Source organism: Flavobacterium sp. 40-81 (genome assembly GCF_001898245.1).
GTDB classification, from domain to species: Bacteria; Bacteroidota; Bacteroidia; order Flavobacteriales; family Flavobacteriaceae; genus Flavobacterium; species Flavobacterium inviolabile.
Map to the genome: position 1 here is coordinate 25,037 of NZ_MKTM01000028.1, position 21,516 is coordinate 46,552.

Genomic DNA, 21,516 nt, shown 5'->3' on the forward strand with positions numbered 1-21,516 from the left:
CGGGATTTTTCTTATTTTAGCAAAAGTGTAAAAAACATTTTCAATGAGAAAAATACTCTACTTTTTGCCCTTTTTGTTTTTAGGATGTTCAACATCCAATACTAAAAAAGCGGATGATAAATCGGTTACGGCTGTTAAAACGGCTTATCAGGTACAACAGAAATCGGTTTCCGGTACTTTGGAATACCTGGCTTCAGATGAACTACAGGGACGTGATAGCGGAAGTGAAGGAATCGAAAAAGCGGCGCAGTTTTTAGAAAAGATGCTTAAGGATAATAATATTAAGCCCTATTTTAAAACCTATAGAGATACTCTTGGAAACTTCGACAAACCGGCCTATAACATTGTAGGGGTGATTGAAGGGAATGATCCGAAACTAAAAAAGGAATATGTGATTATCGGGGCGCATTACGATCATATCGGATTGGCGCAAAAAGCGATCAATGGCGATAATATTGCAAACGGGGCAAATGATAATGCCTCCGGAACAACGGTAGCTTCCGAAGTCGCTAAATACTTTGCCAAAAATAAAACCAACAAAAGAAGCCTGCTGATTGTTTTTTTCTCGGCAGAAGAGAAAGGATTGCTGGGATCGTATCATTTAGCGAAGAAACTGAAAGCACAAAACTTTAACCTGTATTCCATGCTGAATTTTGAAATGCTTGGTGTACCGATGAAAAGAGATTTTGCTTCGTATATAACCGGATTTGGAAAATCGAATATGGCTAAAAAAATAAATGAATATACCGGAAAGAATACAGTAGGTTTTTTACCGGTTGAATTGCAGTACCGCCTGTTTATGGCATCGGATAATTACCCGTTCTTTGTGGAATTCCATGTGCCGGCACAAACAGTATCAACATTCGATTTTGAAAACTTCGAATATTACCACCATGTTTTTGATGAGTTCAAGCTGATGGATACGGCACACATGGCTGCCTATGCACAGGAAATTATTCCGGCTGTAGAAGGCATGACCAACTCTAAAGAAAAAGAAATCAAATTAAATTAATGCAAAAAAGGAGGTGTTGCAGCATCCTTTTGATTACCATAAAAAATGAAAAATATTATAATAACAGGAACCAGCAGAGGTATAGGATATGAATTAGCCTTGCAGTTTGCCAAAGCCGGACACAATGTTTTAGCTATTTCAAGAAAACAACCGCAGGCGCTATTGGAAAATGAAAAGGTTACGTGTTTAAGCGTTGATTTATCAGTAGAAACAGAACTGGAAGAGGTGAAACAGTTTATCGTGACCTCCTGGAAAAAAGTAGACATTATCATTCATAATGCCGGTTCTTTATTGTTAAAACCGTTTGCTGAAATTGAAGCTCAGGAATTTGAAAATATCTATAAAGTAAATGTTTTTGGTGTTGCTAACCTGACCAGAATTTGTTTGCCCTATTTGCAAAAAGGAAGCCATGTGGTCACCATAAGCAGTATGGGAGGGATTCAGGGAAGTATGAAATTTGCCGGATTGGCGGCTTACAGTTCCAGTAAAGGAGCGGTGATTACGTTATCGGAATTACTGGCAGAAGAATATAAGGAAAACGGTATTTCGTTTAATGTTCTGGCATTGGGTGCGGTACAAACCGAAATGCTGCAGGAAGCATTCCCGGGTTATGAAGCCCCGGTTTCGGCAACGGAAATGGCGGATTATATCTGTAATTTTGCCCTTACCGGGAATAAATATTACAACGGAAAAGTGTTGCAGGTTTCTTCTACAACACCATAATACAACGAGAAGAAAGGTAAAAGCCAGGAAAGAAGATGAAAGAGAAATTAGCTCCCTACATACCGGAACATGCTTTGGACAATATCTTTGAGCTTATTAAGGCAAATCGTGTCCATCTGAAAATTGTGAATGAAAGGGTAACCCGTCATGGCGATTACCGAAAACATCCCGACGGTTACCATCAGATTACCGTAAATGCCAGTTTGAATAAATACCGGTTTTTGATGACATTGATTCATGAGATTGCCCATTTGGTTGCTTTTGAAAAATTTGGCAGAAATATAAAACCGCATGGCGATGAATGGAAGCTTACTTTTCAGCGTTTAATGGTTCCCTATTTGCGTCCGGAGATTTTCCCGGGACAATTGCTGCCGTTACTGGCAAGACATTTCCGGAATCCGAAAGCGAGCAGCGATACCGATGCAACTTTAGCATTAGCCTTAAAACAATTTGACCCCGCAAACGATAAAAATTATATCTTTGAGATTCCGTATGGAAGTGTTTTTCGTATCCATAATGGCAGAATCTTTAAAAAAGGAGCACAGCGAATCAAACGTTTTGAATGTATGGAAGTGAGTTCGGGAAGAGTATATCTTTTTAACCCCAATGCAGAAGTAGAATTATTGCCGAACTAAACGAACAGAAAATAAATAAAAGCCACGTGCAAAGTGGTGCTTTACAATGAATAAAAATTATTACGCAATATTAATGGCCGGTGGAGTCGGATCCCGATTCTGGCCAGTCAGTACTGTCGATTTCCCAAAGCAGTTTCACGACATGTTAGGAACAGGGGAAACATTAATTCAAAAGACCTTTAGCAGACTTTCCAGGATAATTCCCGCAGAAAATATTCTGATTTTAACCAATGAGCGTTACAACCAGCTGGTGCTGGAACAATTGCCTCAGGTAAAGCAGGATCAGGTGATTTTAGAGCCTGTAATGCGAAATACGGCACCTTGTATACTGTTTGCTTCTTTAAAAATTCAAAAGCAAAATCCGGACGCCTTAATGGTGGTTGCGCCAAGCGATCACTGGATAGAGGATGAAGAACAATTTATAGCAAACCTGGAGCGGTCGTTTGAATGTTGTAAAAAAGACAATGTGTTGATGACTTTAGGGATTTTGCCGACTTTTCCGAATACCGGTTACGGTTATATCGAGTTTAATAAACTGGATAATAATCCGATAAAAAAAGTCGTTCAGTTTAGAGAAAAACCAAACTATACCACTGCAAAAAGCTTTATTCAAAGCCGAAACTTTTTATGGAATGCCGGAATCTTTATCTGGAGCGTACAGTCCATTATAGAAGCTTTTGATACCTTTTTACCGGAAATGGTAAGTTTGTTTGAAAAAGGAAAAGCCTATTATAATACTCCCCGTGAACAGGAGTTTATCAATGAGCACTATGCTGATGCCGAAAATATCTCGATTGATTATGCGGTATTGGAAAAAGCAAAAAATGTATATGTATTGCCGGCAACGTTCGATTGGAACGATTTGGGTACCTGGGGTTCATTACATGAAAAACTACCGAAAGACGAACAGTTTAATGCGGTTGTAAATGCGACTATGATCTTGGAGAATGCATCTAATAATATTATTCGTACCGAAGGAAAGAAACTGGTTGTAATTAATGGGCTGAGTGACTTTATTATTGTGGATAAAGACGATACGCTGTTGATCTTTCCTAAAGAGAAAGAGCAGGAGATCAAGAAAATTAGTGTCCTGTTGGATAAAAAATAAAAAGAGCCGTATGGCTCTTTTTTTATGATTCTCTGTTTTGTGCTTTTCGTACCTTTTTAAACAGGTTCGAAGAGTATACGAAATCAACAATGGCTTCATTGTCGGTTTTGAAAATTTCTTTTTTGGTTCCTTCCCAGGCTAAGACACCTTCTTTCAGGAAAATGATCTTTTCGCCAATTTCCATAACGGAGTTCATATCGTGGGTGTTGATCACCGTTGTAATATTGTATTCTTCCGTAATTTCCTTAATTAGGTTGTCAATTACAATAGAGGTTTTAGGATCCAATCCGGAGTTGGGCTCATCGCAAAACAGGTATTTCGGATTGTTTACTATTGCACGGGCAATAGCCACACGTTTCTGCATACCTCCGGAAATTTCGGATGGTTTTTTCTTATGGGCATCAATCAGTTTGACACGCTCAATAACAAAATCAACGCGTTCCTGGATTTCTCTCGGACTTTTGTTGGTAAACATTTTTAAAGGGAAACCAACATTCTCTTCTACCGTCATCGAATCAAAAAGCGCACTGCCCTGGAATACCATTCCGATTTCTGTACGCAAATCACGCTTTTCATCATTGGTAAGATCGGAATAAATTCTGCCGTCAAAGGAAATGGTTCCTTTGTCGGGCGTGTGAATTCCCAGTAAACTTTTTAAAAGTACCGTTTTTCCGGAACCACTCTGTCCAATGATAAGATTGGTTTTTCCGGTTTCAAAAATGGCAGAAATGCCTTTTAGTACTTTGGATTCACCAAATGATTTTTCTATATCTTTTACTTCTATCATTTCTAATTGGTTAAAAGTAATTGTGTTAAAATATAATTGGCCAGAATAATAGCCACACTCGTCCAGACGAATGAAGTTGTACTGGCTTTACCTACTTCAAGAGCACCGCCTTTCATGTAATAGCCATGGAAGGAAGGGATCGTTGCCAGTAAAAGAGCGAAAACAACCGTCTTGATAAAGGCGTAGGTAACGTGAAACGGGTTAAATTCTACCTGTAACCCGGTCATAAACTCGTCACTGGAAGCAAAACCACCGTAAACACCGGCAATCCAGCCGCCTAATATTCCTAAAAACATACTCAGTCCGATAACGAACGGATACAGGAGTAAAGCAATTACTTTTGGAAAAACAAGGTAGTTCAGGGAGTTTACACCCATTACTTCCAACGCATCAATCTGTTCGGTAACCCGCATTGTTCCAATACTGGAAGTGATAAAAGAACCCATTTTACCGGCCATAATGATGGAGATAAAAGTAGGGGCAAATTCAAGAATCACAGATTGTCTTGTAGCAAAACCAATAAGGTATTTCGGAATTAACGGATTGGTTAAATTTAAAGCCGTTTGTATGGCGACAACACCTCCAACAAAGAATGAGATAAAAGCAACAATTCCAAGAGAACCGATAATCAAATCATCTATTTCTTTAAAAATCAGCTGCTTCATCGCCGACCATTTTGTCGGTTTGTTGAAGACTTCCTTCAACATCAGAAAGTATTTTCCTATTTGAGATAGATATCGAATCATAATGTTTAATAAATCTTGGCTAAAATACCAATAAGTTACGAGTTATGGGGTATGAATAGGGAGTTTTTTGGCTTACAGCAACTTCGATTTCATTTTCTGCAGGCGGTATTTCCGGATAAAACGGCCTTGTTCCGGAGTAACCAGATAAGCCTTTTTATGACGCCATGCCTTGAAAAAACCAACGATATAATCCACGAATAAAAGCGGTTTCTTTTTTAATAAAGCCAGCTTTAAGGAAGCAATGGCAGTAATGAAAAAACCATAACGAAGACTGTAAAAAGCTTCTCCCTGTTTGTAGCGGGCTGTTTTGTTATAGTTGGCTCCTGTAGGTTTTAAATGCTTAACCTTTAAAGTACTGTCCGTAACAACTTTCCAGTTGTAGAATTTGCACAGCAATTCGTCAACGGTGTCCCATCCCATAGCAGGTTTTAAACCGCCTATCTGATGAAAACACGCTTTTCGGTAGGCTTTAAAAGCCCCGCGGATGTGGTCTTTATCGGTCAGGTTTTCCAATATCCAGTCGCCGTTTTTTTCAATATAGGCAAATCCGCCGGCCATACCAACACGTTCGTCTTTTTGGAAAGCAGCGATTATGGTTTCAAAATAATTATCGGGCAAAATTAAATCGGCGTCCAGTTTTACAAGAATGTCATAATTGTCATCAATAACTTCCAGTCCTTTTTGAAATGCCTGGATGACTTTGCTTCCGGGTAAATGAATCGCATCCGATTTTTTTTCAATCACAGAAATCCAGGGATATTTCCGGGAAAAATCGTTTACAATTGCTCCGGTATCATCGGTAGAATTGTCATTCACCACCACCACTTTTTCGGGTAGTACTGACTGCCCGGCTAACGATTGTAAGGTTAAAGCGATATAGGCTGCTTCATTATGTGCCGGTATAATGATATAATACCTCATTATTTTACTTTTTCAGCGTAAACAATGTAGTATCTCGGCGTGAAACGGCGTAGTATAGGGCGGATTCCGATTTGTTTTACCGGATTGGTGAATTTTTGACGGTCCAGTACTTTCCAGCCTGTTTTTTCTAAAAGCCAGTCCAGCTGCCAGTCTTCAAATTCATGGTAATGTCTGTCCCACATATCTGTTTTGCTGCGATAAGCAGGCGAAAACCAAAGGCGTAACGGAATGGAAAGTACCAGTTTATCGGATTGGATGTTTTCCAGTATTGTATACGGATTCAGTAAGTGCTCGAAAATTTCAAAAGCCGTGGTAACGGTGTATTCATTTTGATGTAAAGAAGACTGATCGATGTCCAGGTCTTCCCCTGTGGTATTGGATACGCTATAACCGTTTTCTTTCATGATCTTTGAAAACGGATTTTCTACTCCCAGGTCTAATATCGACTCGGAAGTAGAAATATGTTTTTGAAGGAATTCTAAAGTGTGTTTAAATCTTTTGTTCGGAAATGTTTTTTCGTACATAGTTATAATCGATAAACGAAGGCGTTTATGTTCATTCCTGCGCCTACGGATGCAAAGATAATAACATCTCCTTTATGAAGTTCCTGATTTTCAATTTTTCCTTTTACGAGTAAGTCGTACAGGGTTGGAACCGTCGCAACGCTGGAGTTTCCTAATTTGTGGATGCTCATCGGCATAATGTCTTTGGGTGTCGGTTCCTTGTACAGGCGGAAAAACCGCTGTATGATCGCCTCATCCATTTTTTCATTTGCCTGGTGGATCAGTACTTTTTTGACCTCCGATATCGGAATGCCGCTTTTGTCCAGGCATTCTTTCATTGCTTTCGGTACCTGACTTAAGGCAAACTCATATATTTTACGGCCGTACATTTTAATATAGCGTACATCCGGATCGTGTGTTTTGTTAAAAGAATTTCCGAAATACAGGAAATAAGCTTCATCATAGGTAAAGGAAGCGGTTTCGTGTCCTAAAACACCAACTTCTTCTTCTGTAGCCTCGATAACAGTAGCACCGGCGCCATCGGAATAAATCATACTGTCCCTGTCGTGTATGTCCACCACACGGGATAATGTTTCGGCTCCGATAACCAGGCATCTTTTTGCCATACCGGCTTTTATATAGGCATTTGCCTGAATAACTCCCTCAATCCAGCCCGGACATCCGAAAAGGATATCATAGGCAACACATTTGGGATTTTTAATCTTTAAGCTGTGCTTTACTCTGGAGGATAAGCTGGGCAGTATATCTGTTTGAATAGCGCCTTGTTTTACATTTCCAAAATTGTGGGCAAAGATGATGTAGTCTAAGGTTTCGGGATCGATACCGGCATCTTCAATTGCTTTTTGTGCAGCAAAATAGGCAATGTCCGAAGTTAAGAGATTACTTTCAACATACCGGCGTTCTTCTATACCGGTTATTTCCAGGAATTTTTGAGCAACTACGTCATTTGGATATGGAAAAGGGGAGCCGTCATCGTTTAGAAACTGATGCTTTGCGAAATCCAGATTGGTTACCGTGATATCTGGGATATAACTTCCGGAACCTATTATTTTACTATTCATATGAGGAAACTTTATACTAAGTTATTGATTTTAAATACTCCCTGATAATTAAAAATTTTGTTTAAAATAATTATTACGGAATAACGGTAGAAAAGAGTGTAAAATTATCGAAAGTGAAATTAATTGTTATTTTTTTGAGAAATCTTTATCTGCATTATCGTAGCAATAGAAAGGGCACGGGTTTTTATAAGTTCTGCGTTTTCTCCTGTAAAGTTTTCGGTGACGGTTTGATCGAAATACTGCAGCCAGGTGTTAAAATGTTCAGTGGTGAGCGATTCTTTTGCATCCAGATCCAGATGGAGCTGTAATACATTTTTTTTATAGCTTCCGGTATGTAAAAGGGTTTGTTCCCAAAAATCGGCCAAATGGGGCAGGTGTGCTTCCAGGTCTATTTTGGCAACTTCCGTGAATATATAGCTGATGCTGTCGTCTGTTAAGAGTTTGTTGTAAAACTTCCGCATTAACAGCAGTAGATCTTCTCTGTTATTAATATCATTCATCTTGTAAAGTTATTGAATCATTACAGGAATTAAAATTAATTGACGGTCTTTTTGTGCTATAATGAGTATAGCTTACGGTTTCTGAAAATGATTTGGCAGTATAAAAAAAGCCGCTTTATCAGCGGCTCTTTTCATTTGTATTTATTCTTAGTGTTCCATGTAAGCCTCAATTGGCGCGCAGGAACAAACTAGATTTCTGTCTCCGTAAGCATCGTCAACACGACGAACAGATGGCCAGAATTTATTTTCAGCAATATATTCTAACGGATAAGCTGCTTTCTCTCTTGAATAAGGGAATTCCCAACGATCAGTAGTTAGCATTGCCAGCGTGTGCGGTGCATTTTTCAATACATTGTTTGTATCGTCTGCTGTGGCTGCTTCGATTTCTTTTCTGATGGAAATCATCGCTTCACAGAAACGATCCAATTCTCCTAAATCTTCACTTTCTGTCGGTTCGATCATCAAAGTACCGGCTACCGGGAAAGAAACTGTTGGTGCATGGAAACCATAATCCATTAAACGTTTTGCAATATCGGTAACTTCAATTCCGTTTTGTTTGAAAGAACGGCAGTCCACGATCATTTCGTGAGCAGCACGACCACATTCTCCGGTGTATAAAATAGGGTAATGCTCTTCCAGACGTGCTTTCATATAGTTAGCGTTCAGGATAGCAAACTGAGTAGCCTGTTTCAGCCCTTCTGCACCTAACATCGTGATATAACCGTAAGAGATCAGGCAAACCAAAGCAGAACCGAAAGGAGCTGCTGAAATAGCGGTGATAGCCTGGTTACCACCTGTAGCAACTACAGGGTTTGTAGGTAAGAACGGAACTAAATGTTCGGCAACACAAATTGGGCCAACACCTGGTCCACCACCTCCGTGAGGAATCGCGAATGTTTTGTGTAAGTTAAGGTGACAAACGTCTGCACCAATAGTAGCCGGATTGGTTAATCCAACCTGTGCATTCATATTTGCACCATCCATATATACCTGACCTCCGTTTTCGTGGATCAGTTTTGTAATTTCAATGATAGAACTTTCGTAAACACCGTGTGTAGACGGATACGTTACCATTAAACAGGATAAATTGTCTTTATGCTGAATGGCTTTTGCTCTTAAATCTTCTACATCGATATTTCCTTCCGGAGTGGTTTTGGTTACAATAATGTCCATTCCTGCCATAGCAGCAGAAGCCGGATTGGTACCGTGTGCAGAAGCCGGGATTAAACAAACATTACGGTGTCCTTCACCTCTTGAAATGTGGTAAGCACGGATTGCCATTAAACCGGCATATTCTCCCTGCGCACCAGAGTTAGGTTGTAATGATGTTCCGGCAAAACCGGTTACCACGTTTAATTGTTGTTCCAGTTTTTTAAGCATGGTTAAATAGCCTTCCGCCTGATATGCCGGAGCAAAAGGGTGGATGCTGTTCCAGTTAGCCATACTTAAGGGTAACATTTCTGCAGCAGCATTTAATTTCATTGTACAAGAACCTAAAGAAATCATGGAATGATTTAACGCTAAGTCTTTACGCTCTAATTTTTTGATATAACGCATTAAAGCCGTTTCAGAATGATGGCTGTTAAATACGTCATGTTGTAAGAAAGAAGACGTTCTGATTAATTTCTCAGGGAAATGCACAGTGTTGTCTAATGTTGTTACCGTGATGGTTTCTTTTCCGGCTGCTTCAGCAAAAATAGCGATTACCAGATTGATGTCGTTTAAAGAAGTGGTTTCGTTAAAAGAGATCGAAATAGTATCGGCATCGGCATAGAAGAAGTTAACATCGTTTTTCTCAGCGATTGCTTTCACTTTGGCAGCATCGGCTTTAACAGCGATAGTGTCAAAGAAAGCAGAGTTTACCTGGCTGATGCCTAATTTTGTTAATGCATTGGCAGTTGTAGCTGCTGCTGCATGAACTTTTTCAGCAATATATTGTAATCCTTTTGGTCCGTGATATACGGCGTACATTCCGGCCATTACAGCTAATAATACCTGAGCGGTACAAATATTTGAAGTGGCTTTTTCACGTTTAATGTGTTGCTCACGTGTCTGTAAAGCCATACGAAGCGCACGGTTTCCGTTAACGTCCTGCGAAACACCGATAATACGTCCCGGCATACTACGCTTGTATTCTTCTTTAGTTGCGAAGAAAGCTGCGTGAGGTCCTCCGTAACCCATCGGGATACCAAAACGTTGTGAAGTACCCACTACCACATCAGCACCTAATTCTCCCGGAGAAGTCAGTTTTACCAAACTTAAAATATCAGCAGCAACCGCTACTTTAATTTCTTTGGATTTGGCTGTGTTAATAAAACCGGCATAATCATAAACCTGTCCGTATTTACCCGGATATTGTAATATCGCTCCGAAGAAATCTTCAGCGAAATCAAATGTTTCGTGATTACCAACAACTAATTCAATACCGATTGGCGTTGAACGTGTTTCTAAAACCGATAAGGTTTGCGGTAAAATTTCTTCTGAAACGAAGAATTTATTGGCATTATTTTTCTTTTGATCTCTTGTTCTTACATCAAACAACAAAGCCATTGCTTCTGCTGCCGCTGTTCCTTCATCAAGAAGAGAGGCATTTGCAATTTCCATTCCTGTCAATTCAATTACAGTAGTCTGGAAATTCAATAAAGCTTCTAAACGACCCTGTGCAATTTCTGCCTGATACGGTGTATAAGCGGTGTACCATCCCGGGTTTTCGAAAATGTTTCTCTGGATAACCGGAGGAACGATAGCCGGATGATAGCCTAAACCGATATACGATTTGAATACTTTGTTTTTAGCACCCAATTGCTGGATGTGTGTCAGGTATTCGTATTCGGTTAATGCCGGGTCTAATTGTAAATCATTTTTTAAACGGATTCCGTCGGGGAAAGTTTCATAAAGTAGTTGGTCCATGTCCTTAACACCAATGGTCTTGAACATGTGTTGAAGGTCGCTCTCTCTTGGACCTAAATGTCTTAAAGCAAATGCATCTGTTCTCATCAGTTCTTATGTACTGTTTATAGGCGTTTGAAGTATCTGAAATACAAATATGTCAAACGGTAATTAAGTTGTGTATTTAAGCGAACAAAAATAGCTATTAATCTCTTAATAAAGTTCTTTTTTAACGCCATTTTTTACCGAATTTTCAACCAAATACAATAGTTGTTAACATATTGATTATTTTTGTAAGTATGCAACTACTCAAGAAATTACTTGATTTTTATATAAACGGAAGCATTCATGTTGCCTTTGCTGTTTTTGCACTGGTACAAATGACCTTTCATTTTTTTCATATTCCGTATGATAATCCAATGGCAATGTTCGCTTTTCTGGGAACCATTGTGGGCTATAATTTTGTGAAATACGATGCGTTGGCGCGTTCTAAAAAGCTGACAATGAGCAGGCAGCTCAAAGCAATAGTACTGCTTAGCGTTCTGGCTTTTGCCGGCACAATTTATTATTTCTTTTTGCTGAAAAGGCAAACGCAGCTACTGGCTTTTGGGTTCCTGTTGCTAACATTGCTGTACACACTGCCTTTCTTTCCGAAACTTGGAAATGCAAGAAACTGGGCCGGAGTTAAGATCTATATTGTTGCCTTTTGCTGGGCCGGAATTACACTGTTTCTGCCCATTTTTAATGCCGATCTGCCGCTTTCCCAAGATGTGTTTCTAAAATTCTTCCAGCGGTTTTTACTGGTCATTATCCTGATTATGATTTTTGAGATAATCGACTTAAAAAATGACGACCTTTCTTTAAAAACGGTTCCGCAGCGCCTGGGTGTTTATAAAACAAAAATGCTGAATCTGTTTTTACTGATTCCGTTTTACTGTCTCGAGTTTTTTAAAAGCGATTTTCAGATTATCCAGCTTTGGATTAACCTGATACTGATAGCGGTAATTGCCCTTTTTACCGTTTTTTCAAGTCCGAAGCGTTTGGACTATTATACTTCTTTTTGGGTAGAGAGCATCCCTGTTTTCTGGTGGATTCTCGTTTTGGCTTTTGCTTAATTAGGGAATATTCTTACTTTTTGTAGGTTTTACTTGTTTTGTTTTTAGCGTATTAATGCGCTGTTGCAGCCATTTTTATCTTGATAAGTTTGGAAGACAATAAAAACGAATAAAGTGAGCCGGTATGCACTTCAACAAAACGGGGCGGAAACTGAAAAGCCTATGAGTAAGTAAAAAAACCAAATCGAAACATTATGGAAGTAGAATTAGTATCAGTATCGGAAGGAATGGTTATCAAAGCCTTTGGCGGCGATGGCGGTTCGGAATTTGCGGCAGATTATATTCAGTCAATTGGAATATATGCCGGGAAAGAGGTAGATTCAATTACAATAAACGGAAAAAAACACGGCGGTGGCGGTGGCGGAGATGCTGGAACATTAATTTTAAGTTCTGATGAATATATCTCAGAAATAACCATCCGTTCCGGAGCACGTATCGATAAATTAATGCTGACAACAAACAAAGGAAGAACCATCGGCGGCGGCGGCGGTGGAGGCGGAGAAACCGTTCTTAAAGGAATACGTGTAGTTGCCATTGGCGGTAAATCCGGTTCCAGAGTTGATAAATTGAGAATAACGTATGTTGAAGATTATAAGCCTTCAACACTGATTGAAAAGAGAGGCCGTTTTATTATCGGTTTTACACCACAGGGAACCGTTCTTAAAGAATATACGGAATCGACATCAAATACTTCCGACAGTTATGAGAACATTACCAGTACCATGCTTAGCCAGCAGTATAATGCCAGTGTTGAAGCCGAGTACTACGCTAAAGTGTCCTTTGCTACCGAAATTAAGTATGAAACAACGCAGTTAACCACTGTTAAAAGAGAACTTTCCACACAGCTTGTTAACCAGCAGTCGAAAGAAATCACAATTGCTCAGGGAATGGTAGGCGTTCTTTTGCTGAACGGAAGCGTTATGCAGGGTTCAGACGGCGTGTACTGGATGTTTCCAAACAGCGTGCTGAGTTATGCCGTTATCGCTGTTACAGATTATCAGAATGTATTGGATCATTATGATTTAACAGGAGAGCTGTCTACGCAGATGCCGGAACTGTTAAAATATAAGACCGAAAAGAATGATTACGTTTTTTACCAAAAAGCACCCTTGCGTTAATTGATTTCCAGTTAACAACAGCTGTCATACAGCTACATATCTTAAAACCACGATGTTTATTCGTGGTTTTTGTTTTTAATTAAGGATAAGGATTTGATTCCCGGATGGTTTCTTTCCGGCATCCGTTTGTTGCTGTGAAACACCGCAACAAACGGTTATGATAATAAGGTGCTTAACTTTAAAACAAGTAAGCCGGTAAATACGGAAGCGAACAGCAGAAAAAGGGCGTTCATAAAATAACTTCCGATTTTAAAATGGATTTTTTGAGGGATTTCATACATAGGATAATAGGCAATTTGTGTCGCTACTTTACCCACCCAGTAAGCCGCTATTAAGGCTGTAACAGCAAAAGCCAACCGGGTGTCTTGCTGCAGGTCTTCCCGGAGAAAGATGGTAATGATGCCAAAGGAAAAATTCAGTCCCTGTATATACCTGCCGTATGTTTTGGCAATTTCCTGGTTAAGTGGTTTGAGTTGCTTAACATCGTTGTACCAGTCAAAAACCTGATGCCGGATATACGGATATATCATAGCGGTAAAAATCTGGCCTGTTCCGGCAGCTATCCATAAGCCGTCTGGTATCTGAAAGTTCATGATTTATGCTTTAAAGATTATTTTTTCCTGCTGTTGTGCCTCTCTTGCTTTTCTTTTACCTCTGAAAAAGAAATATAAATTGATGAATAACATGATGCCGAGATAAATGGCAAAACCACCTATTTTATAGCTCAACAACTCGATCAGGGTTTGATAGGTATTGTCATAGACATTCATCTCCAGTATCATAAGGGCAAAGCCAATGTTTAAAAGATAGAATCCGGTTTCGAATAATTTGTTTGTGGCTTCGGCAATTTCTTCCCGTCCTTTAAAAATGTCCAGCATGTAAATCTTTCCGTTTTTAAATAATGTTTTAGAAACATAATAGGTCAGAAATAGTGCTATGGGTAAATAAATGGCATAACCGATAATTGTTTTGGTAGTTTCCATAATTGTAAATGTTTGATGTTATTGAATTAATGCTTGAACGTAATTTTTGATTGCAAAAATGTTGATATAGTGTAAAGCCGCTAAGGTGAAAATGATAGCGGATGTTTTCAGGGCAACACTTTCAAAGAGCATTTCCAGGGAGGTTATTTTCTCCCAGTTGAGCAGTGTCATCGCGCAGTAACCAATGTTGATGAGGTAATAACCGGTTAACAGTACTTTATTGATCTGCTGGCATAATTCCTTGTGGTTGGGTAAAAGGGTTGCCACAAAAATGTTTCCGTTCTGATAGCAGATTTTACCAATCCTGACGATGATGAAGATCATGATCGCCAGAAAGAACAGGTAGGCGGGAATGTTGTAGTTCATGGTTCAGCTTCTTTTTGTTTTTTACAGTTATATCAGAACCTTCAACAAAGAATACGGATTCCGGTTGCTGGTTTGTCAGTGCTTTGAAAGCAGTACCGTAATTGCTCTCGAAATCAACATTAATGCGGTAGTTTTTTACCGGGTAATAATGCCATCTGGGATGCGTCACCTCATATTCGAACGTTACTTCTTTGGTGTATCGGGTATAGCCAAAATAATGTTCGGTAATAAAATCGATTTCAGTATCCGGATCAATTTCACTGCGAAAATCATAAGCGTTTACCGCTATAGTATTCCATTTGGATTTGTTTTGCCATTCGTAGGAAACCGTACGGATTTCGGCGTCAAGTTTGTTAGTGTGTTTAATCGGAGCAGTACTGTAATGCTCTTTATAAAGCGAATTGGCGATTAGTGTTATGGCCTTTTTAGGAACAATTTCCTTGATAAAAACCACACCCCGTTTCCATTGCCCGTTTTCAAAGCGCTTTACATAGAAGCGCAGGTTGATCTCGTCAAAATGAACATGATACGGTACCCGGATCCCTAAAACCCTGGTATTTCTGAACTGAAAGCCGATTAGGCTGATATAGTGTTTGTTGTTCCAGGAATCCAGTTCGGTTCCGGCGGGCAGATACTGTTGTAATACATCCGGATTGATGGTGTAATTAGCCATAATCAGGTTTTTCCATTGTGCAGTTAAGAAGTTCATAATTTATTGTATTTATTAAACTTTCAGAAAAAAATGAAACTTTTATTTAAATTTTTTTACTTCATGATTTTGAGAACCAGCTTGGTTAACCAGTTGTCTTTGTATTCGGTGATTTTGTCCAGTACATTATCGGCTTTTAAAACAAAGTCATGCAGCTTGGTTGTCTGTTCCACAAAGTGTCTGGCTTCGGCAGACTGGGTATCTTCTATAGAGGAAACCTCTTTTAAAATTTTTAACGCAGGCTTCAGTTCTCTTTTACTTCTTTCCTGTGAAATTTTTACTGCCAGTTCGTCCAGATCTTTTTCGGCAGTGAAAAACTCTTTACGCTCGCCGGCTTTGTATTCTTTGTATACAATTCCCCAATCAATCAGCCCTCTCAGGTTCATACTGGCATTACCTCTGGAAATCATTAATTCTTCCATAATGTCTTCCATAGAAAGCGGTTCGGAAGCAACCATCAGCAAAGCATGAATCTGGGCCATTGTTTTGTTAATGCCCCACTGAGAGCCTAAGGCGCCCCATGTTTGTACAAATTTATTTTTTGCTTCGTTGAATTCCATGAGACAAATGTATAACTAAATTTCTAAACTTTCAAAAATAATTGAAAGTTTGTTTAAAAAAATAACCCGAAATCATATCGGGTTATTGTAAATTATAGTAATCCGGCTCTTTTTAACAGGGCTTCCGGTTTTGGTTCCTGTCCTCTGAAATTTTTATACAATGTCATCGGATGGTCCGTTCCGCCTTGCGACAGGATATTGTCTTTGAATTTTTGGGCAACTTCACGGTTGAAAATTCCCTGTTCCTGGAAATAAGCAAATGCATCGGCATCCAGTACTTCAGCCCATTTGTAGCTGTAATACCCGGAAGAATATCCGCCCTGGAAGATGTGCGAAAAGGCAGTACTCATGACATTTTCGGCTACGTCCGGATATAACTTTGTGGAAGCAAACTGTTCGTTCTCAAAAGCTTTGATGTTCGTAACAGCCGATGGGTCCTGACCGTGCCATCCCATGTCTAATAAACCGAAGCTTAGCTGACGCAGGGTTGCCATTCCTTCCAGAAAGCTGGCACTTTCCTTTATTTTTTCAACATATTCCATCGGGATAATAGCGCCGGTCTGGTAATGTCTGGCAAATAAAGCCAAAGCTTCCGGTTCGTAACACCAGTTTTCCATTACCTGACTTGGTAATTCCACAAAATCCCAGAAAACACTGGTTCCGGAAAGACTCGGGTAGGTAGTGTTGGCTAACATTCCGTGTAGGGCATGCCCGAATTCATGGAATAAAGTTGTCACTTCGTTAAATGTCAGCAATGATGGCTTGGTTCCGGTTGGTTTTGTAAAATTACAAACGATGGACACATGCGGCCGTTCATTTTTTCCGTTTTGTATGTATTGCGGTTTGAAGGAAGTCATCCATGCTCCGTTGCGTTTTCCTTTTCTCGGGAAGAAATCGGCATAAAATACCGCTACTAAATTTCCTTCAAAATCGGTTACCTCAAATGTCTGTACTTCTTCATGGTATTTGTCAATATCGGATACTTCTTTAAAAGTGATGCCAAATAATTTTCCGGCCACTTCAAAAGCACCGTTCAGGACGTTTTCCAATTGGAAATACGGTTTTAATTTTTCGTCATCCAGATTGAAAAGCTCCTGTTTTAATTTTTCAGCATAATAAGCACTGTCCCATTTTTCCAGGTGGTCAATGGCATCCAGTTGTTTGGCAAAATTGGTTAACTGCGCAAATTCTTTTTCGGCAGCCGGTTTTGCTTTTGTCAGTAAGTCGGTCAGGAACGTTTTTACTTTTGCCGGATTTTGAGCCATTCTTTCTTCCAGAACAAAATGGGCATGTGTTTCATAACCCAGTAAATTGGCTCTTTCGTGTCTTAGATTGGCAATACGGATCACGATTTCCTGATTGTCATACGGATTGTTCTGGAAACCTTTGCTTCCAAAAGCGATTGCAATTTGTCTGCGCAGTTCCCGGTTGTCGGCATAGGTTACAAACGGCAGGTAACTCGGATGGTCTAATGTAAAGATCCAGCCTTCTTTGTCGTGGCTTTTTGCAAGGGCATGTGCCGCTTCTATCGTTCCTTCCGGTAAACCTTTTAAATCACTTTCGCTGGTAATGTGCAGCTCGTAATTGTTGGTTTCTGCCAGTACGTTTTCACCGAATGTAAGCGATAGCTTGGCTAATTCGGCATCGATTTCCCGTAAACGTGTTTTTTTGTCTTCTGCCAATAAAGCACCGTTTCTGGAAAATCCTTTATATTTTTTGGTTAAAAGCGTATGTTGTTCTGTGGTAAGATTCAGGCTGTCAATTTGTGTGTAAACGGCTTTTACTCTATCGAATAAAGCGATATTTAACGTAATGTCATTGCTGAAAGCTGTTAAAAGCGGCGATACTTCCTGTGCAATTTTCTGCATTTCGTCACTTGTTTCTGCCGAGTTCAGGTTAAAGAAAACAGACGATAAACGGTCCAGTGTTTCACCGGCATAATCCAGAGCTGCAATAGTATTTTCAAACGTTGCCGGTTCCGGGTTATTGGTAATGCTGTTTATCTCTTCACGGGCAAGTGCAATACTTTCGGTAAAAGCAGTGGCATAATCGGCTGTTTTTATTTTTGAGAAAGGCGCAGTATTGTGTTTTGTATTGAATTTTTCTGTTAAAATGCTCATATATAGTTTGTTGTTGTTTTTAAACGTGTTATTTTTGTAAAACATATTCCAATTGCAAATAACCCTTTTTTAATCCAAATCAAAACTGAACAAAAAAAATGACTGGTACTTTTGTATCGGTTTTGCCCCAAAGAAGCTCTGACCACAAGAGCTTTTTTTATTTGTTTAGATTCTCAGATGCCTTTAGAACGGCTTGTTTTAAACCTTCTTTATAACTGGAAATTTTGTCCTGTATGTTTTTATCATGACTGCCGATAATTTGCGCGGCTAAAATCCCGGCATTTTTGGCACCGTTTAAAGCTACGGTTGCCACCGGAACACCGCCCGGCATTTGCAGAATGGATAAAACGCTGTCCCAGCCATCAATAGAATTGCTGGATTTAACCGGTACGCCAATTACGGGTAGCGGCGACATGGAAGCAACCATTCCCGGTAAGTGTGCTGCACCTCCGGCACCGGCTATAATTACGGCGATACCTCTTTTATGGGCATGGGTACTGAAATCGAAAAGTTTTTCCGGTGTGCGGTGTGCCGACACGATATCGACTTCCGTTTCAATTCCGAATTCTTTTAAAATATCGATGGCATCCTGCATTACCGGCATATCCGAAATGCTTCCCATTATAATGGCTACTTTACTCATTGGTGTGTGTTGTTTTTTTGTCTATTGCTGACTGATTACTTTTATCGTGTTTTTTACTTCCTCGGCAATTTTCCGGGCCTTGGCAATGTCTTCATTAACGATTGTTACGTGGCCCATTTTCCGGAACGGACGGGTTTCTCGTTTTCCGTAAATATGCGGAGTTACACCGTCAATCGCTAATATTTTGTCAATATTCTGGTAAACTACCGAGCCGGAAAAACCTTCTTCGCCTACTAAATTAACCATAATTCCGGCTGCTTTGCTGTCGGTATTGCCTAATGGCAGGTCCAAAATAGCGCGGATGTGCTGTTCAAATTGGGAAGTATAGCTGGCTTCAATGGAGTAGTGACCGGAATTGTGCGGTCTTGGCGCTACTTCATTGACCAATATGTCGTCGTTTTTGGTCTGGAACATTTCTACGGCAAGTAAACCTACATGGTTGAATTTTTCCGAAACCTGTAAAGCGATTTCCCGGGCTTTACGGGCAACTTCTTCCTCAATACGCGCCGGGCAGATCACATATTCCACCTGGTTGGCTTCCGGGTGAAATTCCATTTCCACAACAGGATAGGTTTTAATTGCTCCCGAAGGATTGCGGGTGACAATCACTGCCAGTTCATTTTTAAAAGGGACCATTTGTTCGGCAATACATTCCGTATCGGGCAAATCGAGAACATCCATAGTAGAACGGATGATCTTTACTCCGTTGCCATCATAGCCAAATTGGGCACTTTTCCATACAAAAGGCAATTCCAGTTCGTCGTTTTCCAATGCCTTTGCCAGTGCATTTTTGTCTACAAAACGCTGGTGTGGTGAGGTCGGAATACCATTGGCGAAGTAAAAATCTTTCTGTCTTCCTTTATTTTGGATCAGGCGCAGTGTTTTTGGAGAAGGATAAACTTTTAGTCCCTCTGTTTCCAATTGATCTAAAGCGTCCAGATTGACATTCTCAATTTCGATGGTGAGCAGGTCAACCAACTGGCCAAATTTGTAAACCGTATCGAAGTCCATCAGGTCGCCCTGGAAAAACCGGGTCGCTCCAAATTGACATGGTGCTTCCGGACTCGGGTCCAATACATAGGTTTGAATATCGAATTTCCGGGTTTCAGACAAAAGCATTTTGCCTAATTGTCCGCCGCCTAAAATTCCTAATTTAAAATCGGAAGAAAAATAATTCATTGTGTTGTTGTTTGTTGTGCAAAGATACTTATCAAAAGATAAAACACAATTGATAATTTTTGTTTTTGATCCGGATACTATTTTTTGAAAGAAATGTTTTAAAAATATGTATAATGTTTGATTTGTGACAAAATCCAATTAATGGGTTGTTTTTTAACAATTTAATTGTAGGGTAATTATAAATATTGTAAATTGTGCTAACGTTTAATCAAAAAAGCACATATTATGATTAAAAAACTACTTTATGGACTAGTACTTGCTCCATTGTTTAGCTATGGGCAGTTCTTACAAAATTTTGACGCAGGAACAACGATTCCTGCCGGTTGGACAGTTGCTAACGGTGGTGATACCGGAACCTGGCAAATTATCAATTTCTCTTCTTCAACAACGCTTACAGCACACAGCGGCACGAATGCGGCCGGAATTGGATACGGATCCACAGCACACGATGATTATTTGATTACACCGGCTATTACGGTTACAGCAGGTGTATCGGACTTCCTGACTTTTTGGGGAAGAAGCAGAGATCCGCTTTATCCGGAGGTAATTAGTGTGAAAATATCTACAACAGGAACAGCTCCGGCTAATTTTACAGTAGTATTGGATCCTAACGTAGCACCATCCAGTGGCGCTTCTTTCTATAAATACCAATATGACTTAACACCTTATATAGGACAAACCATTTATGTTGGTTTCTATTCTTCAACAACAGACATGTTCTATTTTGATATTGATGATGTTGAGGTAACGGCTTTACCGGCTTGTCTGGCGCCAACGAATCCTGTAGTGGCAGGAATTACTTCTCAAACAGCTGATTTGTCGTGGACAGCCGCTACTGGAAATTTCCAGGTACAATACGGTGCACCGGGATTTACGGCAGGATCAGGAACAGCAGCTCCTCCTGTGGTTGGGGCAACTACTACTACTTTAAGCGGCTTAACAGCTAATACTGCCTATGAGTATTATGTGAGAAGAGATTGCGGAAGTGGAACATACAGTGCCTGGGTTGGTCCTAAAGCATTTACAACAAGTTGTGCTTCGGTAACGGCATTTCCATTTACGGAAGGTTTTGATAACGCAACGATCCCTTCCTGCTGGAGTAATGAAACGATTTCGGGTACTGCAAACTGGACCTATGTTACTGCAAACGGAAATAGTTCTATTACACCAAGAACCGGAGCGCGAATGGCTGAATTCAGAACAACGACTACCGGTAATAAAACAAAACTGGTTTCGCCTCCATTGGATTTAACAGGAGTGGCGAGCCCTCAGTTGGATTTCTATTATGCAAATGTTAACTGGTTTGGTGATATCGACGAATTAAGAGTGTATTACAAAACAAGTGCAGGCGGATCATGGGTACAGCTAGGTACTGATTATGTTACTGAACATACAGCCTGGACTCAGGTAACATTGCCATTGCCAAATCCATCGGCAACATATTTCATTGCTTTTGAAGGTACTTCAAATTGGGCAAGAGGTCTGAATCTTGATGATGTAACGGTTAGCAGTTCTTTAGCAAATGCCAGCTTTACAGAAGCAGCTTTCAGAGCTTATCCGAACCCGGTTAAAAACGCGTTGAATTTAGCGTATAATGAGACGATTTCTTCCGTTGAGATTTATAACCTTTTAGGACAAAAAGTTTTGGCTCAAAAAGTAAATCTTTCTGAAACACAAATCGATATGAGCAATCTTTCAGCAGGTAATTATTTGGTGAAAGTTTATGCCGGTGATTTAGTGAAAACAATTAAGATCATTAAAGAATAATCCGGACAATTGATCGGGAATATAAAGGCAGCTCTAAGAGCTGCCTTTGT

At 39.8% G+C, this 21,516-nt stretch carries 22 protein-coding genes; 7 read left to right on the top strand and 15 right to left on the bottom strand.

The window, feature by feature from the left end; genetic code table 11:
- Positions 1-43: 43 nt before the first annotated feature.
- The 4 genes from BGO42_RS10485 to BGO42_RS10500 are packed head-to-tail and all read left to right on the top strand — an operon-like array spanning position 44 to position 3,478.
- A complete protein-coding gene (locus tag BGO42_RS10485) occupies positions 44-1,012 on the top strand; it encodes a M28 family peptidase (RefSeq protein WP_177732298.1) in 969 nt (322 codons plus the stop codon).
- Between the two features lie 45 nt (positions 1,013-1,057).
- Entirely contained in the window at positions 1,058-1,735 is a 678-nt protein-coding gene (locus BGO42_RS10490) for an SDR family NAD(P)-dependent oxidoreductase (protein WP_273246428.1), read from the top strand.
- 35 nt (positions 1,736-1,770) lie between these two features.
- Entirely contained in the window at positions 1,771-2,370 is a 600-nt protein-coding gene (locus BGO42_RS10495; RefSeq protein WP_177732304.1) for a SprT-like domain-containing protein, read from the top strand.
- Between the two features lie 46 nt (positions 2,371-2,416).
- On the top strand, positions 2,417-3,478 hold the full coding sequence (locus tag BGO42_RS10500; RefSeq protein WP_273246427.1) for a mannose-1-phosphate guanylyltransferase: 1,062 nt from the start codon (positions 2,417-2,419) through the stop codon (positions 3,476-3,478).
- Positions 3,479-3,500: 22 nt separating this feature from the next.
- Here the strand turns inward: BGO42_RS10500 and BGO42_RS10505 are convergent, their stop codons facing one another.
- From BGO42_RS10505 to gcvP, 7 genes are all read right to left on the bottom strand, one after another.
- Positions 3,501-4,265 carry an ABC transporter ATP-binding protein gene (locus tag BGO42_RS10505; RefSeq protein WP_177732310.1) on the bottom strand — a complete coding sequence of 255 codons (765 nt, stop codon included), beginning with the start codon at positions 4,263-4,265 and terminating at the stop codon, positions 3,501-3,503.
- Positions 4,266-4,267: 2 nt separating this feature from the next.
- On the bottom strand, positions 4,268-5,011 hold the full coding sequence (locus BGO42_RS10510; RefSeq protein WP_177732313.1) for an MlaE family ABC transporter permease: 744 nt from the start codon (positions 5,009-5,011) through the stop codon (positions 4,268-4,270).
- A 72-nt stretch (positions 5,012-5,083) separates the two neighbouring features.
- On the bottom strand, positions 5,084-5,932 hold the full coding sequence (locus tag BGO42_RS10515) for a glycosyltransferase family 2 protein (protein ID WP_273246426.1): 849 nt from the start codon (positions 5,930-5,932) through the stop codon (positions 5,084-5,086).
- Entirely contained in the window at positions 5,932-6,456 is a 525-nt protein-coding gene (locus BGO42_RS10520) for a methyltransferase (protein ID WP_177732319.1), read from the bottom strand. Before BGO42_RS10520 ends, BGO42_RS10515 begins: the two co-directional genes overlap by 1 nt.
- A gap of 2 nt (positions 6,457-6,458) precedes the next feature.
- A complete protein-coding gene (locus BGO42_RS10525; protein WP_177732322.1) occupies positions 6,459-7,517 on the bottom strand; it encodes a 3-oxoacyl-ACP synthase III family protein in 1,059 nt (352 codons plus the stop codon).
- A 119-nt stretch (positions 7,518-7,636) separates the two neighbouring features.
- Positions 7,637-8,017: a group III truncated hemoglobin gene (locus BGO42_RS10530; RefSeq protein ID WP_177732325.1), complete on the bottom strand. Its 381-nt coding sequence runs from the start codon at positions 8,015-8,017 to the stop codon at positions 7,637-7,639.
- A 147-nt stretch (positions 8,018-8,164) separates the two neighbouring features.
- Positions 8,165-11,014 (bottom strand): aminomethyl-transferring glycine dehydrogenase, encoded by a 2,850-nt coding sequence (gcvP, locus tag BGO42_RS10535; protein WP_273246425.1) that lies wholly within the window; start codon positions 11,012-11,014, stop codon positions 8,165-8,167.
- A 191-nt stretch (positions 11,015-11,205) separates the two neighbouring features.
- Here gcvP and BGO42_RS10540 point away from each other — a divergent pair, with 191 nt between their 5' ends.
- Positions 11,206-12,021, top strand: a complete 816-nt coding sequence (locus BGO42_RS10540) for a UbiA prenyltransferase family protein (RefSeq protein WP_273246424.1) — start codon at positions 11,206-11,208, stop codon at positions 12,019-12,021.
- Positions 12,022-12,215: 194 nt separating this feature from the next.
- Positions 12,216-13,139 (top strand): jacalin family lectin, encoded by a 924-nt coding sequence (locus BGO42_RS10545; RefSeq protein ID WP_177732334.1) that lies wholly within the window; start codon positions 12,216-12,218, stop codon positions 13,137-13,139.
- Between the two features lie 155 nt (positions 13,140-13,294).
- Here BGO42_RS10545 and BGO42_RS10550 read toward each other — a convergent pair whose 3' ends face one another.
- From BGO42_RS10550 to BGO42_RS10585, 8 genes are all read right to left on the bottom strand, one after another.
- Positions 13,295-13,732, bottom strand: coding sequence for a hypothetical protein (locus BGO42_RS10550; protein ID WP_273246423.1), 438 nt, complete (start codon positions 13,730-13,732; stop codon positions 13,295-13,297).
- Between the two features lie 3 nt (positions 13,733-13,735).
- Positions 13,736-14,122 (bottom strand): hypothetical protein, encoded by a 387-nt coding sequence (locus tag BGO42_RS10555; protein WP_273246422.1) that lies wholly within the window; start codon positions 14,120-14,122, stop codon positions 13,736-13,738.
- Positions 14,123-14,140: 18 nt separating this feature from the next.
- Complete coding sequence (locus BGO42_RS10560; protein ID WP_273246421.1) at positions 14,141-14,488, bottom strand: hypothetical protein; 348 nt, start codon at positions 14,486-14,488, stop codon at positions 14,141-14,143.
- A complete protein-coding gene (locus tag BGO42_RS10565; RefSeq protein WP_273246420.1) occupies positions 14,418-15,197 on the bottom strand; it encodes a YqjF family protein in 780 nt (259 codons plus the stop codon). The genes BGO42_RS10560 and BGO42_RS10565 overlap by 71 nt, the downstream gene beginning before the upstream one ends.
- 56 nt (positions 15,198-15,253) lie before the next feature.
- Entirely contained in the window at positions 15,254-15,757 is a 504-nt protein-coding gene (locus BGO42_RS10570; protein WP_273246419.1) for a GbsR/MarR family transcriptional regulator, read from the bottom strand.
- 92 nt (positions 15,758-15,849) lie between these two features.
- Positions 15,850-17,877 carry a M3 family metallopeptidase gene (locus BGO42_RS10575; protein ID WP_273246418.1) on the bottom strand — a complete coding sequence of 676 codons (2,028 nt, stop codon included), beginning with the start codon at positions 17,875-17,877 and terminating at the stop codon, positions 15,850-15,852.
- A gap of 157 nt (positions 17,878-18,034) precedes the next feature.
- Positions 18,035-18,520: a 5-(carboxyamino)imidazole ribonucleotide mutase gene (gene purE / locus BGO42_RS10580; RefSeq protein ID WP_273246417.1), complete on the bottom strand. Its 486-nt coding sequence runs from the start codon at positions 18,518-18,520 to the stop codon at positions 18,035-18,037.
- Between the two features lie 21 nt (positions 18,521-18,541).
- Positions 18,542-19,699, bottom strand: coding sequence for a 5-(carboxyamino)imidazole ribonucleotide synthase (locus BGO42_RS10585; protein ID WP_273246416.1), 1,158 nt, complete (start codon positions 19,697-19,699; stop codon positions 18,542-18,544).
- A 225-nt stretch (positions 19,700-19,924) separates the two neighbouring features.
- On the opposite strand from BGO42_RS10585, the gene BGO42_RS10590 reads away from it, so the two are divergent.
- Positions 19,925-21,466 carry a T9SS-dependent choice-of-anchor J family protein gene (locus tag BGO42_RS10590; protein WP_273246415.1) on the top strand — a complete coding sequence of 514 codons (1,542 nt, stop codon included), beginning with the start codon at positions 19,925-19,927 and terminating at the stop codon, positions 21,464-21,466.
- Positions 21,467-21,516: the final 50 nt, after the last annotated feature.

Coding starts and splice junctions, on each gene's coding strand:
- BGO42_RS10520 (WP_177732319.1), bottom strand. CDS start 6,456: ATGTACGAAAAAACATTTCCGAACAAAAGATTTAAACACACTTTAGAA.
- BGO42_RS10505 (WP_177732310.1), bottom strand. CDS start 4,265: ATGATAGAAGTAAAAGATATAGAAAAATCATTTGGTGAATCCAAAGTA.
- BGO42_RS10555 (WP_273246422.1), bottom strand. CDS start 14,122: ATGGAAACTACCAAAACAATTATCGGTTATGCCATTTATTTACCCATA.
- BGO42_RS10490 (WP_273246428.1), top strand. CDS start 1,058: ATGAAAAATATTATAATAACAGGAACCAGCAGAGGTATAGGATATGAA.
- BGO42_RS10570 (WP_273246419.1), bottom strand. CDS start 15,757: ATGGAATTCAACGAAGCAAAAAATAAATTTGTACAAACATGGGGCGCC.
- BGO42_RS10565 (WP_273246420.1), bottom strand. CDS start 15,197: ATGAACTTCTTAACTGCACAATGGAAAAACCTGATTATGGCTAATTAC.
- BGO42_RS10525 (WP_177732322.1), bottom strand. CDS start 7,517: ATGAATAGTAAAATAATAGGTTCCGGAAGTTATATCCCAGATATCACG.
- BGO42_RS10530 (WP_177732325.1), bottom strand. CDS start 8,017: ATGAATGATATTAATAACAGAGAAGATCTACTGCTGTTAATGCGGAAG.
- purE (WP_273246417.1), bottom strand. CDS start 18,520: ATGAGTAAAGTAGCCATTATAATGGGAAGCATTTCGGATATGCCGGTA.
- BGO42_RS10560 (WP_273246421.1), bottom strand. CDS start 14,488: ATGAACTACAACATTCCCGCCTACCTGTTCTTTCTGGCGATCATGATC.
- BGO42_RS10575 (WP_273246418.1), bottom strand. CDS start 17,877: ATGAGCATTTTAACAGAAAAATTCAATACAAAACACAATACTGCGCCT.
- BGO42_RS10540 (WP_273246424.1), top strand. CDS start 11,206: ATGCAACTACTCAAGAAATTACTTGATTTTTATATAAACGGAAGCATT.
- BGO42_RS10550 (WP_273246423.1), bottom strand. CDS start 13,732: ATGAACTTTCAGATACCAGACGGCTTATGGATAGCTGCCGGAACAGGC.
- BGO42_RS10510 (WP_177732313.1), bottom strand. CDS start 5,011: ATGATTCGATATCTATCTCAAATAGGAAAATACTTTCTGATGTTGAAG.
- BGO42_RS10515 (WP_273246426.1), bottom strand. CDS start 5,932: ATGAGGTATTATATCATTATACCGGCACATAATGAAGCAGCCTATATC.
- BGO42_RS10500 (WP_273246427.1), top strand. CDS start 2,417: ATGAATAAAAATTATTACGCAATATTAATGGCCGGTGGAGTCGGATCC.
- gcvP (WP_273246425.1), bottom strand. CDS start 11,014: ATGAGAACAGATGCATTTGCTTTAAGACATTTAGGTCCAAGAGAGAGC.
- BGO42_RS10495 (WP_177732304.1), top strand. CDS start 1,771: ATGAAAGAGAAATTAGCTCCCTACATACCGGAACATGCTTTGGACAAT.
- BGO42_RS10485 (WP_177732298.1), top strand. CDS start 44: ATGAGAAAAATACTCTACTTTTTGCCCTTTTTGTTTTTAGGATGTTCA.
- BGO42_RS10585 (WP_273246416.1), bottom strand. CDS start 19,699: ATGAATTATTTTTCTTCCGATTTTAAATTAGGAATTTTAGGCGGCGGA.
- BGO42_RS10590 (WP_273246415.1), top strand. CDS start 19,925: ATGATTAAAAAACTACTTTATGGACTAGTACTTGCTCCATTGTTTAGC.
- BGO42_RS10545 (WP_177732334.1), top strand. CDS start 12,216: ATGGAAGTAGAATTAGTATCAGTATCGGAAGGAATGGTTATCAAAGCC.